Annotated in this window: 28 protein-coding genes, 2 tRNA genes and 5 pseudogenes; 23 read left to right on the top strand and 12 right to left on the bottom strand. The window is 53.9% G+C overall.

What is annotated here, in order from left to right:
• Positions 1 to 11 precede the first annotated feature (11 nt).
• The 4 genes from pheT to V6L79_RS18460 all read left to right on the top strand — a co-directional run bounded on the left by pheT (position 12) and on the right by V6L79_RS18460 (position 3,189).
• Positions 12 to 2,390, top strand: a complete 2,379-nt coding sequence (pheT, locus tag V6L79_RS18475; protein ID WP_261738782.1) for a phenylalanine--tRNA ligase subunit beta — start codon at positions 12 to 14, stop codon at positions 2,388 to 2,390.
• Between the two features lie 3 nt (positions 2,391 to 2,393).
• Positions 2,394 to 2,696 carry an integration host factor subunit alpha gene (gene ihfA, locus V6L79_RS18470; protein WP_002553164.1) on the top strand — a complete coding sequence of 101 codons (303 nt, stop codon included), beginning with the start codon at positions 2,394 to 2,396 and terminating at the stop codon, positions 2,694 to 2,696.
• A complete protein-coding gene (locus V6L79_RS18465; protein ID WP_095001969.1) occupies positions 2,677 to 3,033 on the top strand; it encodes a MerR family transcriptional regulator in 357 nt (118 codons plus the stop codon). Before ihfA ends, V6L79_RS18465 begins: the two co-directional genes overlap by 20 nt.
• A 79-nt stretch (positions 3,034 to 3,112) precedes the next feature.
• Positions 3,113 to 3,189 (top strand) — tRNA-Pro (locus V6L79_RS18460).
• An 83-nt stretch (positions 3,190 to 3,272) separates the two neighbouring features.
• Here V6L79_RS18460 and V6L79_RS18455 read toward each other — a convergent pair.
• From V6L79_RS18455 to V6L79_RS18445, 3 genes are all read right to left on the bottom strand, one after another.
• Positions 3,273 to 4,424 carry a tyrosine-type recombinase/integrase gene (locus V6L79_RS18455; RefSeq protein WP_338580332.1) on the bottom strand — a complete coding sequence of 384 codons (1,152 nt, stop codon included), beginning with the start codon at positions 4,422 to 4,424 and terminating at the stop codon, positions 3,273 to 3,275.
• On the bottom strand, positions 4,325 to 4,741 hold the full coding sequence (locus V6L79_RS18450) for a hypothetical protein (RefSeq protein ID WP_228795892.1): 417 nt from the start codon (positions 4,739 to 4,741) through the stop codon (positions 4,325 to 4,327). The genes V6L79_RS18455 and V6L79_RS18450 overlap by 100 nt, the downstream gene beginning before the upstream one ends.
• A 94-nt stretch (positions 4,742 to 4,835) precedes the next feature.
• Complete coding sequence (locus tag V6L79_RS18445; RefSeq protein ID WP_338579329.1) at positions 4,836 to 5,165, bottom strand: hypothetical protein; 330 nt, start codon at positions 5,163 to 5,165, stop codon at positions 4,836 to 4,838.
• Here V6L79_RS18445 and V6L79_RS18440 point away from each other — a divergent pair.
• Entirely contained in the window at positions 5,164 to 5,760 is a 597-nt protein-coding gene (locus V6L79_RS18440) for a hypothetical protein (RefSeq protein ID WP_338579328.1), read from the top strand. The genes V6L79_RS18445 and V6L79_RS18440 overlap by 2 nt on opposite strands.
• A gap of 248 nt (positions 5,761 to 6,008) precedes the next feature.
• Here V6L79_RS18440 and V6L79_RS18435 read toward each other — a convergent pair whose 3' ends face one another.
• A complete protein-coding gene (locus tag V6L79_RS18435) occupies positions 6,009 to 7,571 on the bottom strand; it encodes a DNA cytosine methyltransferase (RefSeq protein ID WP_338579327.1) in 1,563 nt (520 codons plus the stop codon).
• A 74-nt stretch (positions 7,572 to 7,645) separates the two neighbouring features.
• Here V6L79_RS18435 and V6L79_RS18430 point away from each other — a divergent pair, with 74 nt between their 5' ends.
• Positions 7,646 to 8,419 carry a hypothetical protein gene (locus V6L79_RS18430; protein ID WP_338579326.1) on the top strand — a complete coding sequence of 258 codons (774 nt, stop codon included), beginning with the start codon at positions 7,646 to 7,648 and terminating at the stop codon, positions 8,417 to 8,419.
• Positions 8,420 to 8,470: 51 nt separating this feature from the next.
• Here V6L79_RS18430 and V6L79_RS18425 read toward each other — a convergent pair whose 3' ends face one another.
• Positions 8,471 to 9,532: an NAD(P)-dependent oxidoreductase gene (locus tag V6L79_RS18425; RefSeq protein WP_338579325.1), complete on the bottom strand. Its 1,062-nt coding sequence runs from the start codon at positions 9,530 to 9,532 to the stop codon at positions 8,471 to 8,473.
• Between the two features lie 175 nt (positions 9,533 to 9,707).
• Here V6L79_RS18425 and V6L79_RS18420 point away from each other — a divergent pair.
• A pseudogene (locus V6L79_RS18420) lies at positions 9,708 to 10,311 on the top strand (glycoside hydrolase family 19 protein).
• A 49-nt stretch (positions 10,312 to 10,360) separates the two neighbouring features.
• Positions 10,361 to 10,825, top strand: coding sequence for a lysis system i-spanin subunit Rz (locus V6L79_RS18415; RefSeq protein ID WP_338579324.1), 465 nt, complete (start codon positions 10,361 to 10,363; stop codon positions 10,823 to 10,825).
• A 10-nt stretch (positions 10,826 to 10,835) separates the two neighbouring features.
• Here V6L79_RS18415 and V6L79_RS18410 read toward each other — a convergent pair whose 3' ends face one another.
• From V6L79_RS18410 to V6L79_RS18395, 4 genes are all read right to left on the bottom strand, one after another.
• Positions 10,836 to 11,246, bottom strand: coding sequence for a hypothetical protein (locus V6L79_RS18410; RefSeq protein ID WP_338579323.1), 411 nt, complete (start codon positions 11,244 to 11,246; stop codon positions 10,836 to 10,838).
• A 187-nt stretch (positions 11,247 to 11,433) separates the two neighbouring features.
• Positions 11,434 to 11,775 (bottom strand): hypothetical protein, encoded by a 342-nt coding sequence (locus V6L79_RS18405; protein ID WP_338579322.1) that lies wholly within the window; start codon positions 11,773 to 11,775, stop codon positions 11,434 to 11,436.
• Between the two features lie 194 nt (positions 11,776 to 11,969).
• On the bottom strand, positions 11,970 to 12,176 hold the full coding sequence (locus V6L79_RS18400) for a hypothetical protein (RefSeq protein ID WP_338579321.1): 207 nt from the start codon (positions 12,174 to 12,176) through the stop codon (positions 11,970 to 11,972).
• A 118-nt stretch (positions 12,177 to 12,294) separates the two neighbouring features.
• Positions 12,295 to 12,816: an N-acetyltransferase gene (locus V6L79_RS18395; protein WP_338579320.1), complete on the bottom strand. Its 522-nt coding sequence runs from the start codon at positions 12,814 to 12,816 to the stop codon at positions 12,295 to 12,297.
• A 139-nt stretch (positions 12,817 to 12,955) separates the two neighbouring features.
• Between V6L79_RS18395 and V6L79_RS18390 the strand changes: the two genes are divergently transcribed.
• From V6L79_RS18390 to V6L79_RS18375, 4 genes are read left to right on the top strand one after another with little or no spacing between them, the layout of a single operon-like run.
• On the top strand, positions 12,956 to 13,537 hold the full coding sequence (locus V6L79_RS18390) for an HGGxSTG domain-containing protein (protein WP_338579319.1): 582 nt from the start codon (positions 12,956 to 12,958) through the stop codon (positions 13,535 to 13,537).
• On the top strand, positions 13,500 to 13,937 hold the full coding sequence (locus tag V6L79_RS18385; RefSeq protein WP_338579318.1) for a terminase large subunit domain-containing protein: 438 nt from the start codon (positions 13,500 to 13,502) through the stop codon (positions 13,935 to 13,937). The genes V6L79_RS18390 and V6L79_RS18385 overlap by 38 nt, the downstream gene beginning before the upstream one ends.
• Positions 13,826 to 14,077 carry a hypothetical protein gene (locus tag V6L79_RS18380; protein WP_338580353.1) on the top strand — a complete coding sequence of 84 codons (252 nt, stop codon included), beginning with the start codon at positions 13,826 to 13,828 and terminating at the stop codon, positions 14,075 to 14,077. The genes V6L79_RS18385 and V6L79_RS18380 overlap by 112 nt, the downstream gene beginning before the upstream one ends.
• Positions 14,078 to 14,416, top strand: coding sequence for a hypothetical protein (locus V6L79_RS18375; protein WP_338580352.1), 339 nt, complete (start codon positions 14,078 to 14,080; stop codon positions 14,414 to 14,416). It begins immediately after the preceding gene.
• On the opposite strand, the pseudogene V6L79_RS18370 reads toward V6L79_RS18375, so the two are convergent.
• Positions 14,314 to 14,795 (bottom strand): annotated as a pseudogene (locus tag V6L79_RS18370) (transposase); the annotation flags it as partial. The gene V6L79_RS18375 and the pseudogene V6L79_RS18370 overlap by 103 nt on opposite strands.
• A 38-nt stretch (positions 14,796 to 14,833) precedes the next feature.
• Here V6L79_RS18370 and V6L79_RS18365 point away from each other — a divergent pair.
• The 6 genes and pseudogenes from V6L79_RS18365 to V6L79_RS18340 all read left to right on the top strand — a co-directional run bounded on the left by V6L79_RS18365 (position 14,834) and on the right by V6L79_RS18340 (position 19,473).
• Positions 14,834 to 15,001 (top strand): hypothetical protein, encoded by a 168-nt coding sequence (locus V6L79_RS18365; RefSeq protein WP_338579317.1) that lies wholly within the window; start codon positions 14,834 to 14,836, stop codon positions 14,999 to 15,001.
• A 282-nt stretch (positions 15,002 to 15,283) separates the two neighbouring features.
• Positions 15,284 to 15,493, top strand: a complete 210-nt coding sequence (locus V6L79_RS18360; protein WP_338579316.1) for a hypothetical protein — start codon at positions 15,284 to 15,286, stop codon at positions 15,491 to 15,493.
• Positions 15,494 to 15,678: 185 nt separating this feature from the next.
• Positions 15,679 to 17,781 carry a hypothetical protein gene (locus V6L79_RS18355; protein ID WP_338579315.1) on the top strand — a complete coding sequence of 701 codons (2,103 nt, stop codon included), beginning with the start codon at positions 15,679 to 15,681 and terminating at the stop codon, positions 17,779 to 17,781.
• A gap of 133 nt (positions 17,782 to 17,914) precedes the next feature.
• A complete protein-coding gene (locus V6L79_RS18350; RefSeq protein WP_338579314.1) occupies positions 17,915 to 18,298 on the top strand; it encodes a hypothetical protein in 384 nt (127 codons plus the stop codon).
• 54 nt (positions 18,299 to 18,352) lie between these two features.
• Positions 18,353 to 18,973: pseudogene (locus V6L79_RS18345) on the top strand (glycoside hydrolase family 19 protein).
• A 35-nt stretch (positions 18,974 to 19,008) separates the two neighbouring features.
• Complete coding sequence (locus V6L79_RS18340) at positions 19,009 to 19,473, top strand: lysis system i-spanin subunit Rz (RefSeq protein WP_338580331.1); 465 nt, start codon at positions 19,009 to 19,011, stop codon at positions 19,471 to 19,473.
• Positions 19,474 to 19,477: 4 nt separating this feature from the next.
• Here the strand turns inward: V6L79_RS18340 and V6L79_RS18335 are convergent, their stop codons facing one another.
• Positions 19,478 to 19,909, bottom strand: a complete 432-nt coding sequence (locus tag V6L79_RS18335) for a hypothetical protein (protein ID WP_338579313.1) — start codon at positions 19,907 to 19,909, stop codon at positions 19,478 to 19,480.
• A gap of 63 nt (positions 19,910 to 19,972) precedes the next feature.
• On the opposite strand from V6L79_RS18335, the gene V6L79_RS18330 reads away from it, so the two are divergent.
• Together V6L79_RS18330 and V6L79_RS18325 are read left to right on the top strand one after the other, a co-directional pair.
• Complete coding sequence (locus tag V6L79_RS18330; RefSeq protein WP_338579312.1) at positions 19,973 to 20,407, top strand: hypothetical protein; 435 nt, start codon at positions 19,973 to 19,975, stop codon at positions 20,405 to 20,407.
• Between the two features lie 79 nt (positions 20,408 to 20,486).
• Positions 20,487 to 20,601, top strand: a tRNA-Pro gene (locus tag V6L79_RS18325).
• A gap of 87 nt (positions 20,602 to 20,688) precedes the next feature.
• On the opposite strand, the pseudogene V6L79_RS18320 reads toward V6L79_RS18325, so the two are convergent.
• Positions 20,689 to 21,288: pseudogene (locus tag V6L79_RS18320) on the bottom strand (tyrosine-type recombinase/integrase); the annotation flags it as partial.
• A gap of 2 nt (positions 21,289 to 21,290) precedes the next feature.
• On the opposite strand from V6L79_RS18320, the pseudogene V6L79_RS18315 reads away from it, so the two are divergent.
• From V6L79_RS18315 to V6L79_RS18305, 3 genes and pseudogenes are all read left to right on the top strand, one after another.
• Positions 21,291 to 21,563: pseudogene (locus tag V6L79_RS18315) on the top strand (glycoside hydrolase family 19 protein); the annotation flags it as partial.
• Positions 21,560 to 21,769 carry a hypothetical protein gene (locus tag V6L79_RS18310; protein WP_338579311.1) on the top strand — a complete coding sequence of 70 codons (210 nt, stop codon included), beginning with the start codon at positions 21,560 to 21,562 and terminating at the stop codon, positions 21,767 to 21,769. The pseudogene V6L79_RS18315 and the gene V6L79_RS18310, both read left to right, overlap by 4 nt.
• A 159-nt stretch (positions 21,770 to 21,928) precedes the next feature.
• Positions 21,929 to 22,381 carry a hypothetical protein gene (locus V6L79_RS18305; protein WP_315968165.1) on the top strand — a complete coding sequence of 151 codons (453 nt, stop codon included), beginning with the start codon at positions 21,929 to 21,931 and terminating at the stop codon, positions 22,379 to 22,381.
• Positions 22,382 to 22,898: the final 517 nt, after the last annotated feature.

The following is a 22,898-nucleotide window of genomic DNA, read 5'->3' as shown; positions in this document are numbered from 1 at the left end:
AGGAGAGCAGGATGAAATTCAGTGAACAATGGCTGCGTGGTTGGGTTAACCCGCAGGTAGGTCGCGACGAGCTGGTTGCTCGTCTGTCGATGGCCGGTCTTGAGGTCGACAGCGTTACGCCGGCCGCCGGTGTATTCAGTGGCGTGGTCGTGGGCGAGGTGCTGAGCACCGAGCAGCACCCCGATGCCGACAAGCTTCGTGTTTGCCAGGTCAGCAATGGCTCGCAGACTTTTCAGGTAGTTTGTGGTGCGCCTAACGTGCGCCCAGGCCTGAAAATTCCGTTCGCCATGATCGGTGCCGAGCTGCCAGGCGACTTCAAAATCAAGAAAGCCAAGCTGCGTGGCGTCGAATCCAACGGCATGCTGTGCTCGCAAGCAGAGCTGCAAGTGGGCGAAGGTAATGACGGCCTGATGGAGCTGCCGGCCGATGCGCCGGTTGGTGAAGATATCCGTGTTTACCTGAACCTTGAAGATGCCAGCATCGAAGTAGACCTGACCCCGAACCGTGGTGATTGTCTGTCGCTGGCTGGTCTGGCGCGTGAAGTTGGCGCGTTGTACGCGGCACAAGTGACCCGTCCTGTTGTGGCCGTTGTACCGGCAGCGCATGACGAAGTTCGCTCTGTCGAAGTGCTGGCTCCTGCAGCTTGCCCGCGCTATTTGGGCCGAGTTATCCGCAATGTCGACCTGTCCCGGCCGACTCCGCTGTGGATGGTTGAGCGTCTGCGTCGCGCCGACGTGCGCAGCATTGATGCGGCTGTAGACATCACCAACTATGTGATGTTGGAGCTGGGCCAGCCGTTGCACGCGTTTGACCTTGCCGAAATCAATGGCGGCATCCGCGTTCGCATGGCCGAAGAGGGTGAGAAGCTGGTATTGCTCGACGGTCAGGAAGTTGCCCTGCGTAGCGATACGCTGGTGATTGCAGACCATACCCGCGCCTTGGCAATTGCAGGGGTAATGGGTGGCGAGCACAGCGGCGTAACCGCCAAGACTCGCGATTTATTCCTTGAAAGCGCTTTCTTTGATCAGATTGCTGTCGCTGGTAAAGCCCGTTCCTACGGTCTGCACACCGACGCATCGCACCGCTACGAGCGTGGCGTAGACTGGAAGCTGGCCCGTGAAGCCATGGAGCGCGCCACTGGCCTGCTGCTTGAAATCACTGGCGGCGAAGCCGGCCCGATTATCGAAACCGTAAACGAACAATACCTGCCGTCGATTGCGCCGATCACCTTGCGTGCCGCGCGTATCAGCCAGATGCTGGGTATGGAAATGGACTCGGCCGAAATTGAGCGCCTGCTCAGCGCCCTGGGCCTGACCATTACCGCTGAAGGGGCAGGGCAATGGCGCGTAGAAGTGCCAAGCCATCGTTTCGATATCAGCCTTGAAGTTGATCTGATCGAAGAGTTGGCACGTCTGTACGGTTACAACCGTTTACCGGTTCGTTACCCTCAGGCCCGACTGGCACCGCAAGCCAAGGCTGAAGCACGTAGCGACCTGCCTGAGTTGCGCCGTCTGCTGGTAGCGCGTGGTTATCAGGAAGCGATTACATACAGCTTCATCGACCCGAAACAGTTCGAACTGTTCAGCCCAGGTGTTGAGCCGCTGTTGCTGGCCAATCCGATCTCCAATGATATGGCCGCCATGCGTGCCTCGTTGTGGCCGGGCCTGGTCAAGTCATTGCAACACAACCTGAATCGTCAGCAAGATCGCGTTCGTTTGTTTGAAAGCGGTCTGCGTTTTGTCGGTCAGTTGGAAGGTCTCAAACAAGAGCCGATGCTGGCGGGTGTGGTTTGCGGCAGTCGCCTGCCTGAGGGCTGGGCCCAGGGGCGCGATGTCGTTGATTTCTTCGACGTCAAGGCTGATGTAGAAGCCGTGTTGGGTTTTGCGGGTGCTCTGGATGCATTCACTTTTGTGCCGGGTACTCACCCTGCGCTGCACCCGGGTCAGACCGCACGTATTGAACGTGATGGCCGAGAAGTCGGCTATGTAGGTGCAATCCATCCTGAACTGTCGAAAAATCTGGGTCTCGACCGACCAGTGTTCGTCTTCGAGCTGGTTTTGGCCGAAGTGGCACTAGGTAAAATGCCTAAATTCCATGAGTTATCGCGCTTTCCTGAAGTACGTCGTGACTTGGCGTTGTTGGCCGACCGTGACGTTGCAGCCAGTGCTGTGCTGGATGTAATTCGTGAAAATGCAGGCGAGTGGCTCACGGACCTAAGGTTATTTGACGTTTACCAGGGTAAAGGTATTGATCCGCATAGAAAAAGCCTTGCAGTCGGCTTGACCTGGCAGCATCCATCGCGCACTCTTAATGACGATGAGGTGAATACCACTACGCAAAATATCCTCACCTCGCTCGAAACAAGGTTGAACGCCACGTTAAGGAAGTGACGTATGGGGGCTCTGACGAAAGCTGAAATGGCGGAACGTCTTTATGAAGAGTTGGGCCTGAATAAACGCGAAGCCAAAGAATTGGTGGAATTGTTTTTCGAAGAAATCAGGCACGCTCTTGAAGACAACGAGCAAGTCAAATTGTCAGGTTTTGGCAATTTTGATCTGCGTGACAAGCGACAGCGGCCTGGCCGCAATCCGAAAACGGGAGAAGAAATCCCGATCACGGCTCGCCGTGTAGTCACTTTTCGTCCAGGGCAGAAGTTGAAGGCCCGAGTAGAGGCTTATGCTGGAACCAAGTCATAACGACGAGCTCCCGCCGATCCCAGGCAAACGCTACTTCGCCATTGGCGAAGTCAGCGAGCTGTGTGGGGTAAAACCACACGTGCTGCGCTATTGGGAGCAAGAGTTTCCTCAACTCAACCCCGTGAAGCGTCGCGGAAATCGCCGGTATTATCAGCGCCAGGATGTGCTGATGATCCGGCAAATTCGTGCGCTGCTCTATGATCAAGGGTTCACCATTGGCGGCGCGCGCTTGCGGCTTTCCGGTGATGAAGCCAAAGATGACACCACGCAGTACAAACAATTGATCCGCCAAACAATCTCCGAATTGGAAGATGTTTTGCTGGTTCTCAAGAAATAACAAAGGCTTTCAAAATACTTTCGTATTTCAAAAGCTTAAGGTATATTTCTCGACGTTCTATCAAGTTGTAACGCCTAGTCGGGGCGTAGCGCAGTCCGGTAGCGCACTAGCATGGGGTGCTAGGGGTCGAGTGTTCGAATCACTCCGTCCCGACCATATTATTCAATGACTTAGCCACCTTTTGGGTGGCTTTTTCATTTCTACCCTAGTGACTTTTCGAGTGACCTTGGGTTTTCCTGCTATCCCTGCCTCCTCTTCAGGATCGTCAGCGCTGGTGCGCGTGAGTCGGTTACTGATACCTTGTTTGCAGCCTCAATCAGTTGGTCCAGCTCTGCCGCTGAGTAGTGACTGGTGATGCTGCCGTTCTTATGGCCGAGCAAAGCTTTGCGATCCTCCTCAGTCACGCCTGCTGCACGCAGCCTTCTGCCAAAGGTGTGCTTCAGGTCGTGAATGCGGATCCGGGCGAAACCATCATGTGCCGGCCGCAAATACTTCTCCTGCCATTTCTTCGCTGCCCTGACCCTGGCCTTCTTCCAGGCTGAGTCATTCATGCGGTGAACCATTGTTTCGTCCCCGTCGCCGTCTGGCTTGCCGAAAGGGAAGACGTACAGCTTGTGCTGGCCTCGCTGCTTCTCAATGACCGACTTGGCCACCGTGTTGAGAATCACCAGGCGCTCGTCCCGGTTCTTCACGCCAGACCTTGCGCTTCGCCCGCCGAACCCGGCCGGAATTAAAAACACTGTGGTATCCAGCTCCGGTACCGCGATTTCCCAATCCCACTGAAGCTTGCAAACCTCTTGCTCCCGACACCCCGTATTGACCTTGAACATGGCCATGGTTTGGAGGTGTGCCGGCAGCTCAGCGAACAAGATCGACTGTTCTTCCCAAGAAAGCGGGTAGGGCTTGCGGCAGTTCGTCTTCTCATCCAGGAGCGAGATCATCGGCACAACATCGAGCCATGGTCTGCGCTCATCATCACGCCATTTGCGCGCGCATAGATTGAGAACCCTGATTGCCCGTTGAAGGGCAATATTGACCGTGCGATTCGTTACAGGCTTGCCCTCTACAGGGTGCAGCTTGGAATGAATGTACGGTGCCAGGGAGTCGTCATCGATGTGCGTGATCGGCATGTCCCCAATGAACGGATCAAGCTGAGCCATATAGGTTGCAGATATATGGATTGACGCCTGATCCTTCACCTCCAGCAAGAAGCGGGTAGCCGCTTCCCGCCACGTCCTGACCTTTTTGACACCGTAGACCTTTTCCTGTCGAAGCTTTTCCAGCAAGTGGATCAGGTACTGCTCGGCTTCTTGGCGGTCACAAGTGCCAGTACTCTCTTGAATTCGTTCTCCTCTGTACTTTTTGTCGATTTTCCAGATGCCGCTCGGCATTTTCTGGAGGCCGGTGATTGCTTTTTGGGCCATGGCGTAGCTCCGTTATCTTTGCCTTGGCGCTCGCTGCGAGGCCGATTGTTGTCCTGATTGACTGCTTTTTCAATCAGCCTGCTTGCGATATACGCATCTACCCACTCATCGAGCTCGATCCGATCAAAGCCGACACCTTGGGTACCGATGCGGAATTCACGGACGTGGGGCCTGACTGTTTTGTCGAATTCGCCGCGGCACATGCCGAGGTAACCAGGTGCTTCGCCGGCGCGAAGAATGCGCGGCAGGTGCTGTCCGACCTTTGCTGCTGTTGCGTTTGCCATAAGTTACCTCTGCGCCAAAAGCGCCATGCATTTGGCTAGGGCTTTGCGGGAAACCATTCGGTGTCGTATTCGGGTTGCGAAACCCGTTCAGGCGTTATATGGGGCAGGTCTCGCTCGAAGTTGAGGTTACCGCGTGGCTTTTCAATCCAGTCAGCGGCTTCGGACATGAACCGTTCTTTGTAAATTCGAAGCAGGTGGTCAGCTTCTTTTTCGTATTTACCTTCTCGATAGTTCGCCTCGCAGAGACCGCCTCGACATACCCGCCACACCGTGCGTTTTTTTTGGCGGGGGGCTCTTCGATAGCTTTGATCTTTGCATCCATGGCTTCACAGGCGTAACGCATATGGTCGATGGTTAGGATGGACACCCATTTGTCCGTACCGACGCTCATCGAACATCCGTGATGAGACTTAATTTCAGTCATGACTTCGTCCTTGCCGCTGTGGCGGCCTACTTTGAAGGATGAGGTTTTTTTCTTCCAAGTTATCGAGGCGACAGGTATTGTTGTTTGTTCTATTAAAGGATTTCAAAAAATGGATACAGAGTCAGCCGCTCTCGCAATCAATAGAGCAGAACAGGTTCTTGATACTGCTTATTTTGGGCTCAAGATTTTGGAAAGTGGTGATCGCTCTGAACGATCCGCAGGACTAAGGAATGTACTTTTATTTGGCAGGTCAGTTACCTTTGTTATCCAGAACCTTAAGTCGATAGTAGGTGAGGATAGATTTAATGCGTGGTACTCACCTCTCCAAGAAAAGATGCGTTCGGATCCGCTGATGAGATATTTCGTAGACGCTAGGAATAATCTTGAAAAGCAAGGTCGGCTAGATGTTTCGGTATCTACGACCATCCATAACTTCAACTCAAATGATTTGGCTAAATTAGAACAACCTCCATTTCAGACCAATTCTTTTTTTATGGGTGATTCGACTGGAGGGTCAGGCTGGATAATGGATCTTGGGGGCGGGGAGTCAGTAAAGTATTACATTAATATTCCGAGATCAATGGGGGGAAGTTAAGCAGGTATTTCATAGTCTCCCAGATAATATACCGGCAGAGCTTAAAGGGTTGGGTGTTGAAGAGTTGTCATCTATTTATTTGGGGCGGTTGAAAGAGTTGCTTGTGGCAGCCAAGAAGGAGTTTCTCTTGGGTCCGAAAGAAAGACCATATCTTCGCCTTGTTAAATAACGTTGCTGATAGCTAATAGTTAGTATTCGCTTTGGTTGTCTTATGCGAATTATTTTACTCCAATCGCAGAGTTTGAGAGTTATGCGGCTTTGGCTTGGTGTTTTTCGGCTCTCCAAGGATCGTTGGTTCTTGCCAGTGCTGCCATCGGTGGTGGGCTGACGCTGTTGCCACACATATGCACCTGCTGGGTTTTGGTGAAGGGCTTGCCGTCGGCGCCGTGGCTGATGACGTAGTCGCCCGGGAAGCCCTGGGCCTTGTACAGCTCGGCCGGCTGTAGCATCCGCAGGCAGATATCGACGATCACATACGGCGTGCCTTTGATTGTCACCGTGACGAGTGCCAGACGGTCGCGGGTGGTGATTGTCGGCGCTGGCTCGCTGGCGTCGCTCACATTCTCTGTGCCGTAATAGCTGATTAGGAAAGCTGCGACCCGCAGGGCACCGGCTTCAACCTCTGGTGAGAGCTGCAGCTCGACCAGCGAACTCTTACCGTCACCGCCCGCTGTGATGGTAGGTGCCGGATCATCCAGGCCCTGGCCGACACTGGCGCCGAACTGACGCTCAAGGAATGCCGTCATCAGCCCGTGATGGGTACCGCCTGCGCTGATGGTGTGCAGTGGGTCGTTCAAGTCCCGGGCATCGCAGTTACCGCGCAAGTGCACCAGGTTGGCAGTAACTAGTTGTTGCTGGCTGCCGGTATTGGTCACTGTGGTCATGGGGTCGGTGATGCTTTTCGCGGCAGTGGTGTTGAAGCCGCCATTCATTTGCGCCATGAACACAGTCGAGACTCCCATTGCATGCGCGGCACCGGCAGGCCGCTTGTAGTTACCGCCGCTGGTGATGGTGGGCAATGGCTCATCTGACGCTTTGCCTTCGTCGGTGAACCTGAACTTCACCAGGTGCGCCGCTGCGATCGCATGCTTAACGCCGCCTGCTACAACTGTACCCAAGGGTTGATCCAGTCCAGGTACACGCGGTGCTTGGCCTGCTCTCTCCCCGTAACCGGTTTGAACGAGTGTTGGGCTGACTATCGAGAAGGCGCCTCCCTTTGGGTAGGAGGTCACGGTGCGTAGAGGCTCGTCGGCAGACTCCACGCTTTCCCCTGACCAGTTCGCGATCGGCACGATAAATGGGTTGGCGGCATCGAGGACGAACTTGCGCATGCCTTTGGCAACGCGACGCAGGGTGGCCGGGGCCAGATCCTTTTTTCGACCAAAGATGCTTTTGCTTGGGATCGACCAGTCAATGCACTCGGCGGCGGTTCGCCATTTCTGCTGGCCCTTGGCGGGGTTCTTGGCGTGGGTTGGTTCGGGCCACACGATGGGCTGGCCATCGCAACGGGCAATCATGAACAGGCGTTCCCGGCTGGTGGGGGCCCCGAAGTCGCAGGCCTTGATTACGCGCCATTCGACGGCATAGCCCAGGCGCTGCAACTCCGCGACAAACACAGCCCAGGTTTGGCCGCGACGTTTCGGGTCGGGTACCAGAAATTGCGCGCTGACCGGCACCACTTCACCTGGCTCAGCAGTCCCGCCACCCAGCTTGATGACGCGCCCAGTCGATTTGCAGCGCTTGGCTATAAGCGGCCCCCATTGCAGGATCTGCTTCACGTTCTCCAGGCTGATTACCCGGGGTTGCTTCATACCGGCCCACTTCAAACCGATCCACGACAGGTTACGAATTTCGCGCTTGCGAGGCTGCCCGTATCGATAACCTGGTGGTCGATGGCGACAACTGTATTGTGCAAGCCAATGAAGTCCAGATCGATAAATGTCGGGCTTACAATATCGGCGGGCAACGAGACGGGGTCGTGGTCAACGGGGATAACTGCTCGATCAGCCACCTGAATGCGCTAGTTTGGAAGGACTCGGTGGGCAAGACCGCCCTGATCGTCAATGGCGCCAACGCCATGATTAACGGGGTGATCACCACCAATAACTCGGACAACGATGGGGTGGTGGTTAACGGCTCGGGCTGCACCACGAACGTCAACGTGAAGAACTTTAGTGCTCCGGGTCGCACCGGCTTGAAACTTAACGGCATCGGTAACGACGTTAAGGGCGACCTCCGCAACTGTGCAGTAGGGTTCAACTACCTCTCCGGGACCGATAACCGGGTAGACTTGAGTATTGTGACCACGGCTGGACAAGTGGCTGTCACTGGGCTGGGTCCGCGATCCGGGGACAGGATGAACATTCGTAGCCGTGGCAACACTATTGGGGGTTGCAAGACGAACCTCCAGACCGTTCCAGTGGCCATGGATATTACGACCTACACCATTGTCGTTATGGCTCATGGCTTACTGTATACGCCGCCTGGCGCCGTGAGCCCCAGCTGGTTGACCTCTTCGCCCGACTCGTCTGCCTGGGATGCGGCGAATCTGCGGGTGGTCACCACGACCGCGACTGAGGTGGTGGTGGGCTACAAGCTGGCCACTGCCGCCCCTGCTGGGACACAGGCGCGTATCGGTATCACGATCGATCTAACCTAATAGCTCATGTCCTATGGCGCTTCGCCTTAGGACAAATACAAACCGCGGCCCTCACCTCGCGGCAACTGCTGAAGGTCTTCGCATAAGCCGGCTTTGTTCCCACTCATGTGGAGTGCTTTTTTTCCAATCAGCCAAAGCCGACACCAAACTGTAGGTGTAGGTGTAGCCGTTTTCTAATAGAAAGGTGGGTAACACGTTGTTTGACCTTGCCAGCTTTTTTACTCTGACTGGGCTGAAAGGATGTTGTATTCCAAGTGGCCGAGCAATGGTGTCGATACAGTGAGCGACTGCGAGCAACAGCCTGAAAGGCACTGATGGCACATGCCTTTTAATATCGGCCACGGCACACACCGAATTCACATACTCATCTATGGAAGGGCCAGGGTTCATGGTCATATTGAAGAGGGAAAAATTCAACTTGTTATGTTGCTGTTTAGTAAGCACCCATAACATAGCGATGCATAGTTCTTTTACATAGGTGCCCGCTTTTCTGGTTTCGCGGTTTCCGGTATAGACGAAGTATCGATTTATAACCGATTTAACCAATCGAGAAACGTTGCCGCCTTCACTTGGGCCAAAAACCACACCCGGCCGAACAATGACTAGGTGGCGTGTCTGTTGGTTGGCCGCCAGCCATACTTGGTGGATCTTCTCAGCCGCGAGCTTTGAGCCGCCATAAGCAGTGGTAGGCACAGGCAAAGAACGCTCGTCTCTAATTTGCTCGCTAGGACCATACGTCGCAATGGAACTGGTGAAAATCATATTGTGGCAGCTTACTTTTTCAGCCCAGGCGCAAACATTATCAGCCCCCAGTAGATTCGTTTCGTAATACTCGAAATCTTCATGGCCTGGCTCTCGGTGTACCGCTGCAAAATTGGCAATGAGAAAAACACGTTCTGCCGGGACCCAAGTTACAGGGTGTCTAACGTCACCGTTGATTTCTTCTATATGTGGAATCTGTGAAATTAAAATTTCCCGGTAGGGGAAGGGCTTTTGATCGACCTGCTCTTTGTCATACAAATAAACCTTGTCAACCGTTTTTGACTCGATTAAATGTTTGGCAAAGAAAGTACCAATAAAACCAGAGCCTCCAAAGATCACCGCGCAGTTCATGATTTCCCTTAAATATTATTATACTGAGATCAATTAATTAGCCTGAAGGCGTATGGCTATCATCCTGAGTTTTCAGATTTTATCAACTACGTAGCGATCCAATTCGACTGGATCGATCGCGTAATAAATTTTTTATCCAGTCCCGCACGGGATTTTTATCGTCCGGAGAAAAGACATGCCCATAACGGCGCAGCAACTGCTGCAGATCTTCCCAAGCGCCGGCCCATCAGCCGGCGTTTTTGTTCCTGTCTTAAACACAGCGATGAATCGCTTCCAGATCATTGGCACTAATCGCATCGCAGCCTTTGTCGCGCAGGTCGGCCACGAATCCGGCCAGTTGATGCGCCTGGTGGAAAACCTCAACTACAGCGCCGATGCGTTGTGCAAAACCTGGCCCAGTCGTTTCAACTCTGAGTTAGCCAATGCAGTCGCACGCAAGCCAGAACAGATCGCGAACATCGCTTACGGTAACCGCATGGGAAACCGCGCCGGGCGACGGTTGGAAGTATCGCGGGCGCGGTCTGATCCAGATCACCGGCAAAGACAACTACCGCGCCTGCGGCGAAGCGCTTGGGCTGGACTTGATCGCCCTGCCTCAGCTTCTGGAAAAGCCACAGCATGCCTGCATGTCCTCGGCGTGGTTCTGGGCAACCAATGGACTGAACACCCTGGCCGATGCCGGGAAGTTCGACGCCATCACTCAGCGCATCAATGGCGGCCAGAACGGTGCGGCCGAACGGCAGGCGCTGTACGCCCGGGCGCTCAAGGTGTTGGCGTGAAGACCGATGGGGTGAAGTGGGGCGGGGTGCTGCTAATCTCCTGGCCCTGATGGCAGGCAGCGCGTGGGCTGCGTGGACGTGGCAGGCCAACGCCTACGGCCAGCAGTTGGCAGCTAAGGAGGCTGCCCATCAAATCGAACGCACAAATCTGGCCAATGCCAACTCTGCGCAAATTTTGGTGGAGCAGGGCAAGCGCATTGCTTTGGAGCAATGGCTGGCAGCCAGCGACCAATCCCATTACCGAGCCCTGACTGATGAGAAGTCGAAACAAGCACGACTACGTGATCGCCTTGCTACTGCTGACCTGCGGTTGTCAGTCCAACTCGGCGCCACCGCCGCAACTGGTTGTGACGGAGTGCAGCCCACCACCGGTGCCGGCTGCGTGGTTCATGGAGACGCGCGAGCCGAACTTGACCCAGCGCATGCTCAACGAATTATCGGAATCACCCAAGACGGCGACCAAGGATTGATCGCTCTGGAGGCATGCCAAAGCTATGTACGCCTCATCAAGTGAGTTTCTAGGCTTAAACCGGTATTAGCGCTACAAGGAAATCAGCGCCTTTTGGATAATCATCTCGGTACTTAGCTACCATATTGTTCTTTTTGAGGTCGAACCAGGGGTCCATCCATCCGTTCGGCGTTTTCAATATGTAGTGCTCATATTTGTAGCGCGACTTCCCACCGATACAAACGATCGAACCGTCTGGGTGATGCACAGCAGAATCCCAATCAGCAATTACTTTTACGCCTTCGGCCTGTAGGGCGAGTGCTATGTGGTGAAGCTCGAGGCCGTGTGGCTTGGCATTGACCGATCGGCCTTTAATATCCTCTACGAGGCTCTTTGCCTCTTGATAGGTCATCCCCAGAAGCGAGGCTACACAGGCTGCTCCGCAACCCCACTCATCCTCTTGTGTTACCAGATCATATTGCTTCACAAATTTATTCCTAATAGCTAGTCAATATTGTAGTGATGAACTGCTTTCGTGCCTTGGAAGGTTATAGGTCTTTTCTTCTTCTTTTGCACACCTGGATGGTTTTTGCAGGCAGGGATTGTTCGTTCGGCAGAGCGCCGGGGAGGAGGCTTAACACCGTGCGTGACTTTTGCGTGACGCTCTCACGCACCTAAGCCTGAATTCCGATCTTGCCTTCAGAAGCTTGCATCGCCCGTTTCTCTGTTAGGGGGGTAAAAATGGGCGGTGTACCGGTTGCCTGGAAATAAAGAAAGTAGTGCCCTGTGTCGGCCAATACAATCCGATACAGTTCTGATTGGCGGATACCACTTCTAATCCAAATGCTTTCTTTCAGGATCTCGAAGGTTCGGATCCCGTGTTGTTGCATTGTTCTTTCGAAGGTTTTGTAGAGTTCTTCTTTGCTGCGCTTGTTGTTTTGAATCGTCCTGCGAAGAAGAAAAATATGCAGTCCAATGATGACGAGTAAAAAAGTCCAGCCAGCTATTGCTCTCATACTTTGCGTTCCCTGCGAGCTGTCACCGTATGAGCGTCATTGTAGACATGGTTTTTGTAGTCATCGGCTTAAAGCACGTGTTCCTAACCCCGAGGCGAAATGACCACAACGGCATAGGTGAATAGAAGCTGATTGATGTGTTGATGGGCGTCGGGGAAGGGTAGGTGTGCCGCAGGTGAGTGCGGCACGAAGGATCACTGTTGTGGAGTATTCAGCTCCAGGCAGGCATCTTCAGCTCGCTGTTGCTCATTGTAAGGGTCACCAATTTGCTTTCCGCTCACAGCTTCACGAATTACCCAATGAAAGCCAGCTATCGGTTCGCTGGTAGTATTTCTGCCAAGGCGAGAACCTTGTACATGGAAGACCACGGGGACTTTTTGGACGATGTAGATCGTGCTCATTCAATTACTCCTTGCTTTGAGTGGGATATCACCAATGCCGGCAACATGCCACCATTTCAAGCATCAGAGATAAATCTATGACAACCAAGCAACCCGACTGGGAGGCCATCGAACGCGCCTAACGGGAAAGATCACGGCACATCACGATCATTCCGATTTCGGCCATGTCGGTACTGAAAGGGATTTCGCCCAGCGCCCCGAATCCAAAGCTCTCATAGAAGCGCTGCGCATTTGAGTTTGTCTTCAGTACGTCCAGCCATATGAAGCCTTCATTGCGGTCTTGCGCTGATTCAAGAATGAATTGGAGAAGCTGCTTTCCGTAGCCCTTACCCGCCTGAGACTTGAGGAAGTAAATTTTCTGGAGCTCTGCGCCAACCTGATCAGACATTGGGATTGGTTTGGACCAGTTGACCTTCGAGAATCCGACTGCCTGGCCTTCCTCGTCGAGTGCAATGATCCAGCAGTGATGGATAGGAGATCCGAGAGATTTCTGAAGCTCGCAAGCCGAGAAGTCCTCGCTTAGGAAGTTCTGTATTCCTGCAGCGGTCCAGATATCAGAAAAGTGCTCTTTGTAGGTCTTTATGCCGATGTCTTGGAGCGTTTGAAAGTCTTCAATCGTTGCCTCTCGAATCGTAATCACTGTCGTGCTCCTTGCACCAAATGGCTCTAACCAATACCGGCTACGAGCCACTATTTCAAGCCGAACGATTCATTGAATGACGTTCGAACGACGTTGAATGATCGTTCTGCGAAAACAAACCCCATGAATGAGGCTGAACATGGCCCTATGCGGCGCAAAGAAGCGCAGCAACGGGGAACCATGTAAGCGTCACGCAATACCGGGTTCCTCTCGCTGCAAGTTGCATGGCGGCAAGAGTTCTGGCCCCCAAAACCTGAGTGGCAATAAGAACGCCGCCAAGCCCGGCTCTATCTACAGTCAGTTCCTGACCGATGACGAAAACGACTTGCTCGCCAGAATTCAGCTAGGCAGGGTTGACGATGAGCTGCGCCTGACGCGCATCCGCTTGATGCGTGCGTTGGCTCGGGAGAATGAGTTTGGCAACACCCTTGAAGTGGATTCGGCGAAAGAGGAACCGATTCAGATCAATGGAAAAGAGACTGCTCTGATGTCAATCACCACAACAAGCAAGGTTCGGGACTACTCAGGCCTCATCGACCGGCTGACCGCCAGAGTCGAAAGCCTGGAGCGCACCAAGGAAGACCTTGAAACCCGGCGCCTCACCAACGAGAAGCTGCGCCGCGAACTGGAAGACCCGAACAAGGGCTTGCCGGAACCCAAGCAAGTCATCATCGGGGTAGAAGATGCAAGCGACCCTGAAGCTGAACAAGCCGCAGTATGAGTTCATCAAGCACCCGAAAAAGTTCTCTGCGTTTGTGGGGGGATACCGAAGCGGCAAAACGTTTGTTGGTTGCGTTCGGCTGTGTATCAATGCACTGGAGAACCCGGGTATTCCCCAAGGCTACTTCGCCCCGACCTATCCGCAGATTGCCGACATTTTCTACGACACCATGCCGGTGGTAGCCGAGGCGTTCGGGCTGTTCGCGGATATTGTGGCCAGTAAGAAACGGGTCTACCTGCGTGACAACCTTGGGCGCTGGCCGAGCGCTTCGAGGACTTTATCGATCAGGTGCTGCAGTATTTCGCCCTGTGGACCAAGCAACCGGAAGGCGGGCACGTTCAGGTCAATGGCAACTTCGATATCGACTTCGCCCCGGAAACCACACTGCCGCTGCTGGTGAGCATGGCCAGCCAGGGGCGTCTGTCTGATGAAACCCTGTTCAGGGAAATCCAGCGCCGCGGTGTGATCTCGGATGACCTGGACTGGGATACCGAAAAGCAGAAGATCGCCGATCAAGGTCCAAGCCTCGGAGTGCTCTAGATGGCTACGGTTAACTCGCTGCTGGAGAATGAGCACGTTGCCCACGCGGTATCCCTGGAGCAGTACAAGCTCGGCGTGGTGCGGCGGATCATTGCCCAGCTCAACCGGTCAGATGCCAGCCTTGCCGCTGCGCTGACCGAAGCGCTGGAGCGAATGCCCGCCGAGTCGTTCACGGTTGAGCGTTTGGAGTTGCTATTGGACGAGGTTCGTTCGATCAATGCCCAGGCTTATGCGCAGGTACCGGGAGCACTGCGGCCTTGGGTGAACAACTCGCTCACCCGACTGCGCAATCGAAGGCGTTCTACATCCGATGTGCGGCGCCTGAGACGCCGAACGTAGTAGCACGAGCGGGTCACTTCAAACACCTTGCACAGCCAATCAACCGGCTCGTGGATGCTCAACTGGTCAATCAGCGCGAACGCTCGAGATCTTCCGACATCAAGAGCGCGGTGGCCTTTTTTAAGATCGATTTTTCCCGCTCAAGGCGAGTAATTCGGGCTTCCAGCTCTTGGATTTTCTGCTGCTCCGGGGTCAGCGCTTTGCTCAGCGGGGTCACGCTCATGCGTTCTTGCTGCACCTGGTCGACCCATCGGCGCAAAGCCGACTCGCCGACACCAAGCGAGCGGCTGGCCTCAATGAAGCTGTAATCCTGCTGGAGAACGAGGTCGGCAGCCTCGCGTTTGAATTCAGGGGAAAAGGTACGGCGTTTTTTGGTCATCTGACACCTCGTTCTGGCGAGCATTCTCGCCTAAATGGGTGTCCGGTTTCATTAGACCACTACACCTGCTGTTTGGCCCGGTCAACCGCTGGAGCTACCCCACGCTTGTCACCGTTGTGAACCCATCGAGCGGCGGCAACGTCACGGTAGAAGGCATGCCCTATGACGCCCGGGTTTATCAGTACGACAACAGCGCGCCGACATGAACCCACCAGCGGCACAAAGAGGCAGTAAATGATTGCATATCCAGAGTTTCTGCCCGAGCCGCAGCGTGACGGTTATGGCTTCCAGCCAGTGAGCCCGATGGCCCGCTCTGAACTCCAGAGCGGGCGAGCCAGGCAGCGACGACGATTTACCTCGGTTCCCACCGTGGCTTCTGTTACCTGGTTGATGGATGACGGCGAAGCGCAGCTATTTGAGGGGGGTTTGAACACATCCTGCTGTCGGGCAGCTTGCGGTTTCAATGCCCACTCAAAACGCCGCTGGACATGGATGAACACCGCGCGCGATTCGTTGATATCTACGAGGGGTCGATTCTGGTCGGTGAGAGCTTTTGGCGCTTTACCGCGAAGCTTGAACTGTTCAAGCGGCCGATTCTGGATGCCGAATGGGTCATCGAGGTGCCGGACTACATCGTTATGGCTGACATCTTCGATATCGCCATGAACCGGAAGTGGCCGCGCCAACATGAAACTTGATTCATTCCGGTAATGGCCAGTCTGGCCATTACATCTGTACGAAATTTCCACCGGTATAATGCCGACTTTTCCTGCATTTTTGAGGTTTGGTCGTCATGGTAAGTCGCCGGCACTTGTTAAAACTCAGCGCTCTCGGCACCGCATCCTTCGCGGCGCCGCTGGCGTACTCTGCGAGCAACACAACCATGACTCACAATACCGGCAACCCGATTGGCTCAACCTCGCCGAAAGATCTGTCTGACAACTCCCGGAATCTGGATTATCTGTGTCTTGGCCCCGACCATTCCTACTGCGATCGTAAGGGGGTGCCACGCAAGTCCTGGGCAGGTATGGAGCAGGATTTTGACAGTGATCGAGTACGCCGGGACTCCGAATTTGGTGGTGATCAGGCAGTACGCTCCGAGCAATTCAATCGTTTAATGGCCTCTAGTGGCTTTGAACCTCCTGTGCCGTATGCGGCGGGCATAACCTTAGAACGCCCTACTCAAAGCGTGACCTATCAGGGAAATGACTACCGGGTAAAAAGCCAGTTTCTCCCACTGTTAACCACAGCTTGGGCGATTGACGAATCAAAACTAAAGCTGATTGGCGACGACTCGCTTCGTCAGGAACTCGCTTTCTCAACTGATCCAAATAAAATGGCAGGCATGGTGGGGGTAATTCGCACACCACTAGCCGTAGCAATTGAAGGGACGGTAGCCAAAAGCCTGTCTCAGACCCAGATTGATCTATGGGAATTCTCAGGGCTGGTGACCTCTCGCCCTGTGCCCGGTGACTACGGAACATGGGACTGGACCCCTGCTTTTGAAGCCGCCCGTATCACACTGGGCTCCTTTGGCGGCGGTGACCTAACATTTGGTACCGGCGGGGTATACCAAGCACGGTATATCCATTTGGATCGCTCTATTGTGCTCAACGGGCGGGGCGTTAACTCCACCGAACTGAAACAGATTGCAGGCGCCAATCAGGACTTTATCAAGTCAGAAAACTTTGATGTATTGACCGGTACTGGTCTGACGGTGGCTGACTCCCGTGTTCCATCTTGGATGGGCCTCAAAGATATTCGCGTCAATGGCAATCGTTACAACGCATCAACCAACCCCAAGGGCAACACCTCCGGCGTTCCGGTGAAACTTTATGGTCCTTCAATGATCCTGGCCGGTACTGTGCTTGTTTACGATGGTGCGGGCGGAGGGCTTTACACCGAAGACTCTACAAGTGCTTCTGGCGTCAGTTGGCGTGGGCAGGAAGAAGGTAAATTCGGTAACATAATTTGCCGATCTAATGGTGGGTTCGCTGGTTGGCATTGCCGTGGTCCCCACAATAGCGATGCAAACAGTATTATTTGTTGCTTTAACGATGGATGGAATTTCCGCTCTGAGGAAAGCGCGTTGTACGGCGGCAGTTTTGACCGCATCGGCCTGTTGCACTCCTATGCCGGCGGGCGATCTGCGGAGCCCGCACTAGATACAGGTGTTTATATTGGTAGCATTGCGCGCATCGACACTCTCGTGGTCGACGGCGACAATGCGGTTCTGCAAGCCAACGAGCTTCAAATCGATAAGATGCGGGCGTACAACATTGGCGGGCAGCAAGATGGTGTGGTTGTTAACGGAAGGAACTGTTATATCGGCCATCTGAATGCGCTTGTTTGGAAGTCGTCAGTCGGAAAAACTGCTTTAATTGTCAATGGGGATAATGCTGATATTAGCGGTATTCTTGCTACCATCAACCCTGATAACGAAGGCGCTTTAGTCAAGGGCGCTGGTTGTAATTTAGAGCTGACAATCATAAATTTTAGTGGTGCCGATCGTACAGGTCTGAAGCTGGATGGGATTGACAATGAAATTGATTGTAAGATCCGAAATTGTAATACAGCTTTTGATTATGTTTCCGGGGGTGATAATCAAGTTGATCTGAGTATTGCGACCACAGTTGGCCAAACGGCTGTCAAAGGGCAGGCTCCCAGAGCATCCGATCGTATAAATATTCGTAGTCGTGGAGATACAGTTGGTGGCTGTAAAGCGAATTTAGAAACCGATAAGGTAGCAATGGATGTTACGACTTACACCATCGTCGTGATTGCACACGGTCTGCTGTATAGGCCGCCGCGTAAAGCTGTACGTGCTAACTGGCTGGCCAGTGATCCGGACTCATCAACTTGGGATGAAGCTCTTTTGCGGATAGTTACTACGACCGATAAAGAAGTTGTCCTTGGCTACAAATTGGCGGGGGCAGCTCCTGCCGGGACAAAGGCGCGGATCGGAGTAACTATTGATCTGACCTAAAACAAATTGCTTTATCATTAAAAAGCCCGCTTTGTGCGGGTTTTTTAATGGGCTGGAAAACCACTTGCGAAATATTAATATTCGATATGAAGGTCGTCGCGTGAATTACTAATGGTTGAAGCTGGTTGGGAAGTTGCCCAATGGGTTCGGCGGAACGGCTCAAGGTCCGCTAATTAAAATATTGCCGAAGTATGAAGACGATGCCGGTTTGATTGAGCATGAAAAAGTGCATGTGCGCCAATGGTACGCATGGCTTTGCTTGGGACTTTTGCTCAGCACGTTACTGATGCTTCTGGCTTCGTCGTCCCTCTGGCCGCTGTTCAGCGTGGTGCCGTTCCTCCACCCGCTTTTGTACAAATTCGTCCGCCCATACCGGTGTTGGTCTGAGGTGCAGGCCTATCGCAAGCAACTCGCCGTCGGTGGCTATGACAGAAACGACTTTGCAGTTAATGCCCTAGTCGAGAGGTACGACCTGAACCTATCTGTCAACGAAGCCATAGCGCTGCTGTTCGACTAACCAACACCCTCAAGCCAATCCGCCATCAAGCGTTTTTTCAGTCTGGAGAAACCCATGCCCATTACCGCGCAGCAACTGCTGCAGATCCTCCCGAACGCCGGCCAAGTTGCCGGCGTTTTTGTTCCTGTCTTAAACACCGCTATGAGCCGGTACCAGATTGTTGGCACCATTCGTATTGCAGCCTTTGTTGCGCAGGTCGGCCACGAATCCGGCCAGTTGAGGCGGCTGGTGGAAAACCTCAACTACAGCGCCGATGCGTTGCGTAAAACCTGGCCCAATCGTTTCAATTCTGAGTTAGCCAATGCAGTCGCACGCAAGCCAGAACAGATCGCGAACATCGCTTACGGTAACCGCATGGGAAACACCGAGCCGGGCGACGGTTGGAAGTATCGCGGGCGCGGTCTGATCCAGATCACCGGCAAGGACAACTACCGCGCCTGCGGCGAATAGCTTGGGATGGACCTAGTCGCCCTGCCTCAACTTCTGGAAAAGCCACAGCATGCCTGCATGTCCGCAGCGCGGTTCTGGGCGACCAATGGACTGAATACCCCGGCCGCTGCCGGGAAGTTCGACGCCATCACCCAGCGCATCAATGGTGGCCAGAATGGTGCGGCCGATCGGCAGGCGCTGTACACCCGGGCGCTCAAGGTGTTGGCGAGAAGACCGATGGAGTGAAGTGGGGCGGGGTGCTGCTGATCATCCTAGCCCTGATGGCGGGCAGCGCGTGGGCTGCGTGGACGTGGCAGGCCAACGCCTACGGCCAGCAGTTGGCAGCTAAGGAGGCTGCTCATCAAACCGAACGCACAAATCTGGCCAATGCCAACTCCGCGCAAATTTTGGTGGAGCAGGGCAAGCGAATTGCTTTGGAGCAGTGGCTGGCAGCCAGTGACCAATCCCATTACCGAGCCCTGACTGATGAGAAAACGAAACAAGCACGCCTGCGTGATCGCCTTGCTACTGCTGACCTGCTGCTGTCAGTCCAACTCGAAGCCACCGCCGCAACTGGTTGTGACGGAGTGCAAGCCCCCACCTGCGCCGGCGGCCTGGTTCATGGAGCCGCACGAGCCCAAGTTGACCCAGCGCATGCTCAACAAATTATCGGAATCACCGCCGACGGAGATCAAGGACTGATAGCATTGCAGGCATGCCAGGGCTATGTTCGCCTCATCAAGTAATTTATTAGACGCTTACCGGCACAAGTGCGACTAGGAATTCAGTATCTTCTGGATAGTTTTCGCGGTATTGGGCAACCATATTGTTCTGCTTGAGATCGAACCACGGGTCCATCCATCCGTGGGGAGTCTTCAGAATATAATGCTCGCGGTCATAGGGCCATTCACCTCCTAGGCAAACAATCGTGCCGAAGGGCATTTCGGTAGGAGCCCAATCAGCGATAACCTTCACATGCTCATTCTTGAGTGCAATCGCTATATGATGAAGCTCAAGTCCTGGCCCCGGACCAGGTCTAGGGATGTCTTCGTTGATAGAGGCTTCTTTAACTTCCTCTACAAGCTTCTTTGCTTTCCGATAAGTAATCCCCAAAAGAGAGGCGACGCACGCTGCGCCGCAGCCCCACTCATCCTCTTGGGATACAAGCTCATATTTCTTCATGATCAGCTCCTTACGATCCGACAAAATTAGGGGAAGCAGTTGAGGCATCAGTGTGGATGATACGTGTTTATCTGGACAAGTTGGCGCGAGGCAATCTTGTGGGTGGTCGATCATCAGGATGAGGTCAGCTGTCTTTCCGGCTGGGCGGCGCTTTATCCATGCGCTCCGAACTGGTACAAATACTGTTCATTAATACAGTTATTTGCAATGGCACCTTACGTAGAAGACCCGCTTGCAGAATGGCATGCCGCGAGCAAGCAGCGCTTTGGCTTGGTCACCGACCTCGAAGGCCATTGGCGCAAGCTTGTGGCGCTGGCGATGCTCGCTCATGAGCGCTGTCAGGTGCGCAGAGATGAGCTATCGGAAATGCTAGAGCTTGCTGACGCAGCCAGGCTTTGGAGATTAGTTGAGTGGGAGGAGGCTGACGGCGTCGGACTATTCCTGGATCATTCTATTGATCCCGACGATGTTTCTTTTTTCGCAAAAAGGGGTAGGTGAACTTTGGCAGGACGCCGGGGCAGGGGAGAATTATGCGTCGGGGGAAATTCGGGGAATGGCTCATCATGGTAGAGCATCGTGGGGCGTCGTTGCAGCGAGCGCTAGATGTAAAGCCCTGATTTAATTGGGCTTTTAGGAGCTATGCAAGCATGGGGTGCTAGGGGTCGAGTGTTCGAATCACTCCGTCCCGACCATATTCTGTAAGGGGATCAAGTACTTAGGTGCTTGATCCCCTTTCTCGTTTTTGGCCTGCGCAAAACTGGCGCAATATGGGCGCAAAACTAACCGGTAATTTCGCTGATATTCAGCTCTGGAATCGCATCCGACCAGATCACATCGGCGTGGTCTTTCTGGTAGTTCTTGGTCATGGTCTCGCTTGCATGGCCCGCAATGGTCTGGCCATCTTTACCGGCTCTTTTGTACAGGTGCAGCGACAGCGCGCGCACTTCGTGAAAGCCCGGCATTTCCTCTTCTTTCCATTCCGCATAACAGCCAGCAAGTTCCCGCGCCTCTTGAAAAGAGCGCGTTAGAAAACGATCCTCGACCTTCGTCCAGTGCTCTTTAGTCTGCGCCTGCTTCTGCAGCAGTCGTTGCGGTTTGCGATGAATCAGGAAAGGGGAGGCGATGTTGTCCTGGCAGCGGGTTATGACGGTCTGCAGTTTGTCAGTCACCTTGAAACGAATCCACGCTGTATCACTGGCCTTGGCTGTCTTCTTTTGTACCAGGTACAGGAACCCATCCCGAACGCCATCAAAGCGCATGTCCAGAATGTCTGAGCGCCGCTGAGCAGTGATCAGTGCCAAGTCGATGGCGTTGCGCAGCCAGGGTGGGGCCACTTCTCTGATTGCCTTCAGGCCTTCCACGGTATGGCGTTTGCGTTGCGTATCGCGGCCGTGGCCTGATCCAGATCACCGGCCGGGCCAACTACATGACCTGCGGTGAAGCGCTGGCACTGGATCTGCTCAAGCAGCCCGAGCTTCTGGAAAAGCCACAACATGCTTGCATGTCAGCGGCATGGTTCTGGGCCACCAAGGGACTCAACACCCTTGCCGACGCTGGCCAGTTCGACAAGATCACCCAACGTATCAATGGTGGCCAGAACGGCGCGGCCGATCGGCAGGTGCTGTATGCCCGTGCGCTTAAGGTATTGGCGTGAAGATCGATGCGGTGAAGTGGGGCGGGGTGCTGCTGGTGGGCCTAACCCTTATGGCGGGCAGCGCGTGGGCTGCATGGGCGTGGCAGGTCAACGCCTACAGCCAGCAGCTGGCCGACAAGGAAGCTGCCTACCAAACCGAGCGCACAAATCTGGCCAATGCCAACTCCGCGCAAATCCTGGCAGAGAACGATAACAATCAGCGTTGATGGAGGCAGTCGAGGTGCACATTCAGCCAACGCATTACGAATAAATCCGCTCCTACAACAGCGCGAGTGACTGCCAACAAAGCAGAACAGCTATCTTGGACTAGCTTTATTTGGATCACTGAAGCCTCCGACCACAACTCAACCAGGCCAAAGTTCGTAATGCTCAAAAAAATCGATTTGACGATCACCCACGATTACCTCAATCCATTTGCCTCGCCGGACGCACCCAAACTAAGCCCGGAGCTGGCGGACTACCTGTTGGATAGTGCCTGGTACTACCCCAAACTGTGCCTGCAGATCAGCTGCCCCGAAAATGAGCGAGAACGCCTACAGCAAGCTATCAGCAATACCTTTGCAGAAAAGAGCGAGCAAGTCAGAGGGGATATTCTCATCCTACAGTTGGAAGCGCTGACACTCCTGGGCCTGGCACTGGCGGTGGGGCTGATAGGCAATGCTCTAGACATTGAAAGCACCATCCCGGTGGCAGTATTTACCGTTACGGTGTGGATGCTGCTCTGGCGCAGCGCAGAGATATTTTTTCTGGATATCCGCAGCGCTTATCGGGAGTTGCGTAGGTACCGGCGTATAGCCAGCGCAACAAAGCAGTATTAATTGAAAATGTTGAATCGCCGCTGATTTAATAAGTACCCTCGAAGACCAGCTCTTGGCAGATTTCAACCCCTCGTGGCAGACAGAAACGATGCCATCAAGCAGTCCACGAAAATGGGTGTGACTACTTATAGCCGGTAGTTGCCTGTTACGAAAGGCAACTACCGGCCAAAAGCGGACATTGTCTAGGACTCTTACTATAGTGTCGAAGGTCAATAAGCTGAACCACCGCTTCGCCAGAAATAAGATTATCACCCCTCAAAATTCAAAGGAATGGTATGAAACAGATACCAATCTGCGCGCTAGTTACGTTCGCTGCCGTAACAGTGCTGGGCGCGGCCCACGTCAATGAATCGACATCGGATCTAGGGACTTCGCTAGTGACAGTAGATATCTACCCCATCTAATCGCCGAGATCGTAAATGCTTCGCATCGGTTGCAAATTGGACCCCGCAACCTATCGAGATTGCCTCCATATCTAGCCGTTGAGCAGAGCAACGGGCAGGTCGATAAACATTGA

The sequence above is a fragment of the Pseudomonas sp. ML2-2023-6 genome (genome assembly GCF_037055265.1).
Classification (GTDB): Bacteria; Pseudomonadota; Gammaproteobacteria; order Pseudomonadales; family Pseudomonadaceae; genus Aquipseudomonas; species Aquipseudomonas kulmbachensis.
Note: the sequence above shows the minus strand (reverse complement) of the source record. Positions and strands in the feature narration are given on the sequence as shown.

What these genes read in the sequence shown, in the direction of transcription:
- pheT (WP_261738782.1), top strand. Translation starts at nt 12, where the DNA reads ATGAAATTCAGTGAACAATGGCTGCGTGGTTGGGTTAACCCGCAGGTA.
- ihfA (WP_002553164.1), top strand. Translation starts at nt 2,394, where the DNA reads ATGGGGGCTCTGACGAAAGCTGAAATGGCGGAACGTCTTTATGAAGAG.
- V6L79_RS18465 (WP_095001969.1), top strand. Translation starts at nt 2,677, where the DNA reads ATGCTGGAACCAAGTCATAACGACGAGCTCCCGCCGATCCCAGGCAAA.
- V6L79_RS18455 (WP_338580332.1), bottom strand. Translation starts at nt 4,424, where the DNA reads ATGCCGAGCGGCATCTGGAAAATCGACAAAAAGTACAGAGGAGAACGA.
- V6L79_RS18450 (WP_228795892.1), bottom strand. Translation starts at nt 4,741, where the DNA reads ATGGCAAACGCAACAGCAGCAAAGGTCGGACAGCACCTGCCGCGCATT.
- V6L79_RS18440 (WP_338579328.1), top strand. Translation starts at nt 5,164, where the DNA reads ATGACTTCGTCCTTGCCGCTGTGGCGGCCTACTTTGAAGGATGAGGTT.
- V6L79_RS18445 (WP_338579329.1), bottom strand. Translation starts at nt 5,165, where the DNA reads ATGACTGAAATTAAGTCTCATCACGGATGTTCGATGAGCGTCGGTACG.
- V6L79_RS18435 (WP_338579327.1), bottom strand. Translation starts at nt 7,571, where the DNA reads ATGAAGCAACCCCGGGTAATCAGCCTGGAGAACGTGAAGCAGATCCTG.
- V6L79_RS18425 (WP_338579325.1), bottom strand. Translation starts at nt 9,532, where the DNA reads ATGAACTGCGCGGTGATCTTTGGAGGCTCTGGTTTTATTGGTACTTTC.
- V6L79_RS18415 (WP_338579324.1), top strand. Translation starts at nt 10,361, where the DNA reads ATGGCAGGCAGCGCGTGGGCTGCGTGGACGTGGCAGGCCAACGCCTAC.
- V6L79_RS18405 (WP_338579322.1), bottom strand. Translation starts at nt 11,775, where the DNA reads ATGAGAGCAATAGCTGGCTGGACTTTTTTACTCGTCATCATTGGACTG.
- V6L79_RS18400 (WP_338579321.1), bottom strand. Translation starts at nt 12,176, where the DNA reads ATGAGCACGATCTACATCGTCCAAAAAGTCCCCGTGGTCTTCCATGTA.
- V6L79_RS18390 (WP_338579319.1), top strand. Translation starts at nt 12,956, where the DNA reads ATGGCCCTATGCGGCGCAAAGAAGCGCAGCAACGGGGAACCATGTAAG.
- V6L79_RS18385 (WP_338579318.1), top strand. Translation starts at nt 13,500, where the DNA reads ATGCAAGCGACCCTGAAGCTGAACAAGCCGCAGTATGAGTTCATCAAG.
- V6L79_RS18375 (WP_338580352.1), top strand. Translation starts at nt 14,078, where the DNA reads ATGGCTACGGTTAACTCGCTGCTGGAGAATGAGCACGTTGCCCACGCG.
- V6L79_RS18360 (WP_338579316.1), top strand. Translation starts at nt 15,284, where the DNA reads ATGGATGAACACCGCGCGCGATTCGTTGATATCTACGAGGGGTCGATT.
- V6L79_RS18355 (WP_338579315.1), top strand. Translation starts at nt 15,679, where the DNA reads ATGACTCACAATACCGGCAACCCGATTGGCTCAACCTCGCCGAAAGAT.
- V6L79_RS18340 (WP_338580331.1), top strand. Translation starts at nt 19,009, where the DNA reads ATGGCGGGCAGCGCGTGGGCTGCGTGGACGTGGCAGGCCAACGCCTAC.
- V6L79_RS18335 (WP_338579313.1), bottom strand. Translation starts at nt 19,909, where the DNA reads ATGAAGAAATATGAGCTTGTATCCCAAGAGGATGAGTGGGGCTGCGGC.
- V6L79_RS18305 (WP_315968165.1), top strand. Translation starts at nt 21,929, where the DNA reads ATGCTCAAAAAAATCGATTTGACGATCACCCACGATTACCTCAATCCA.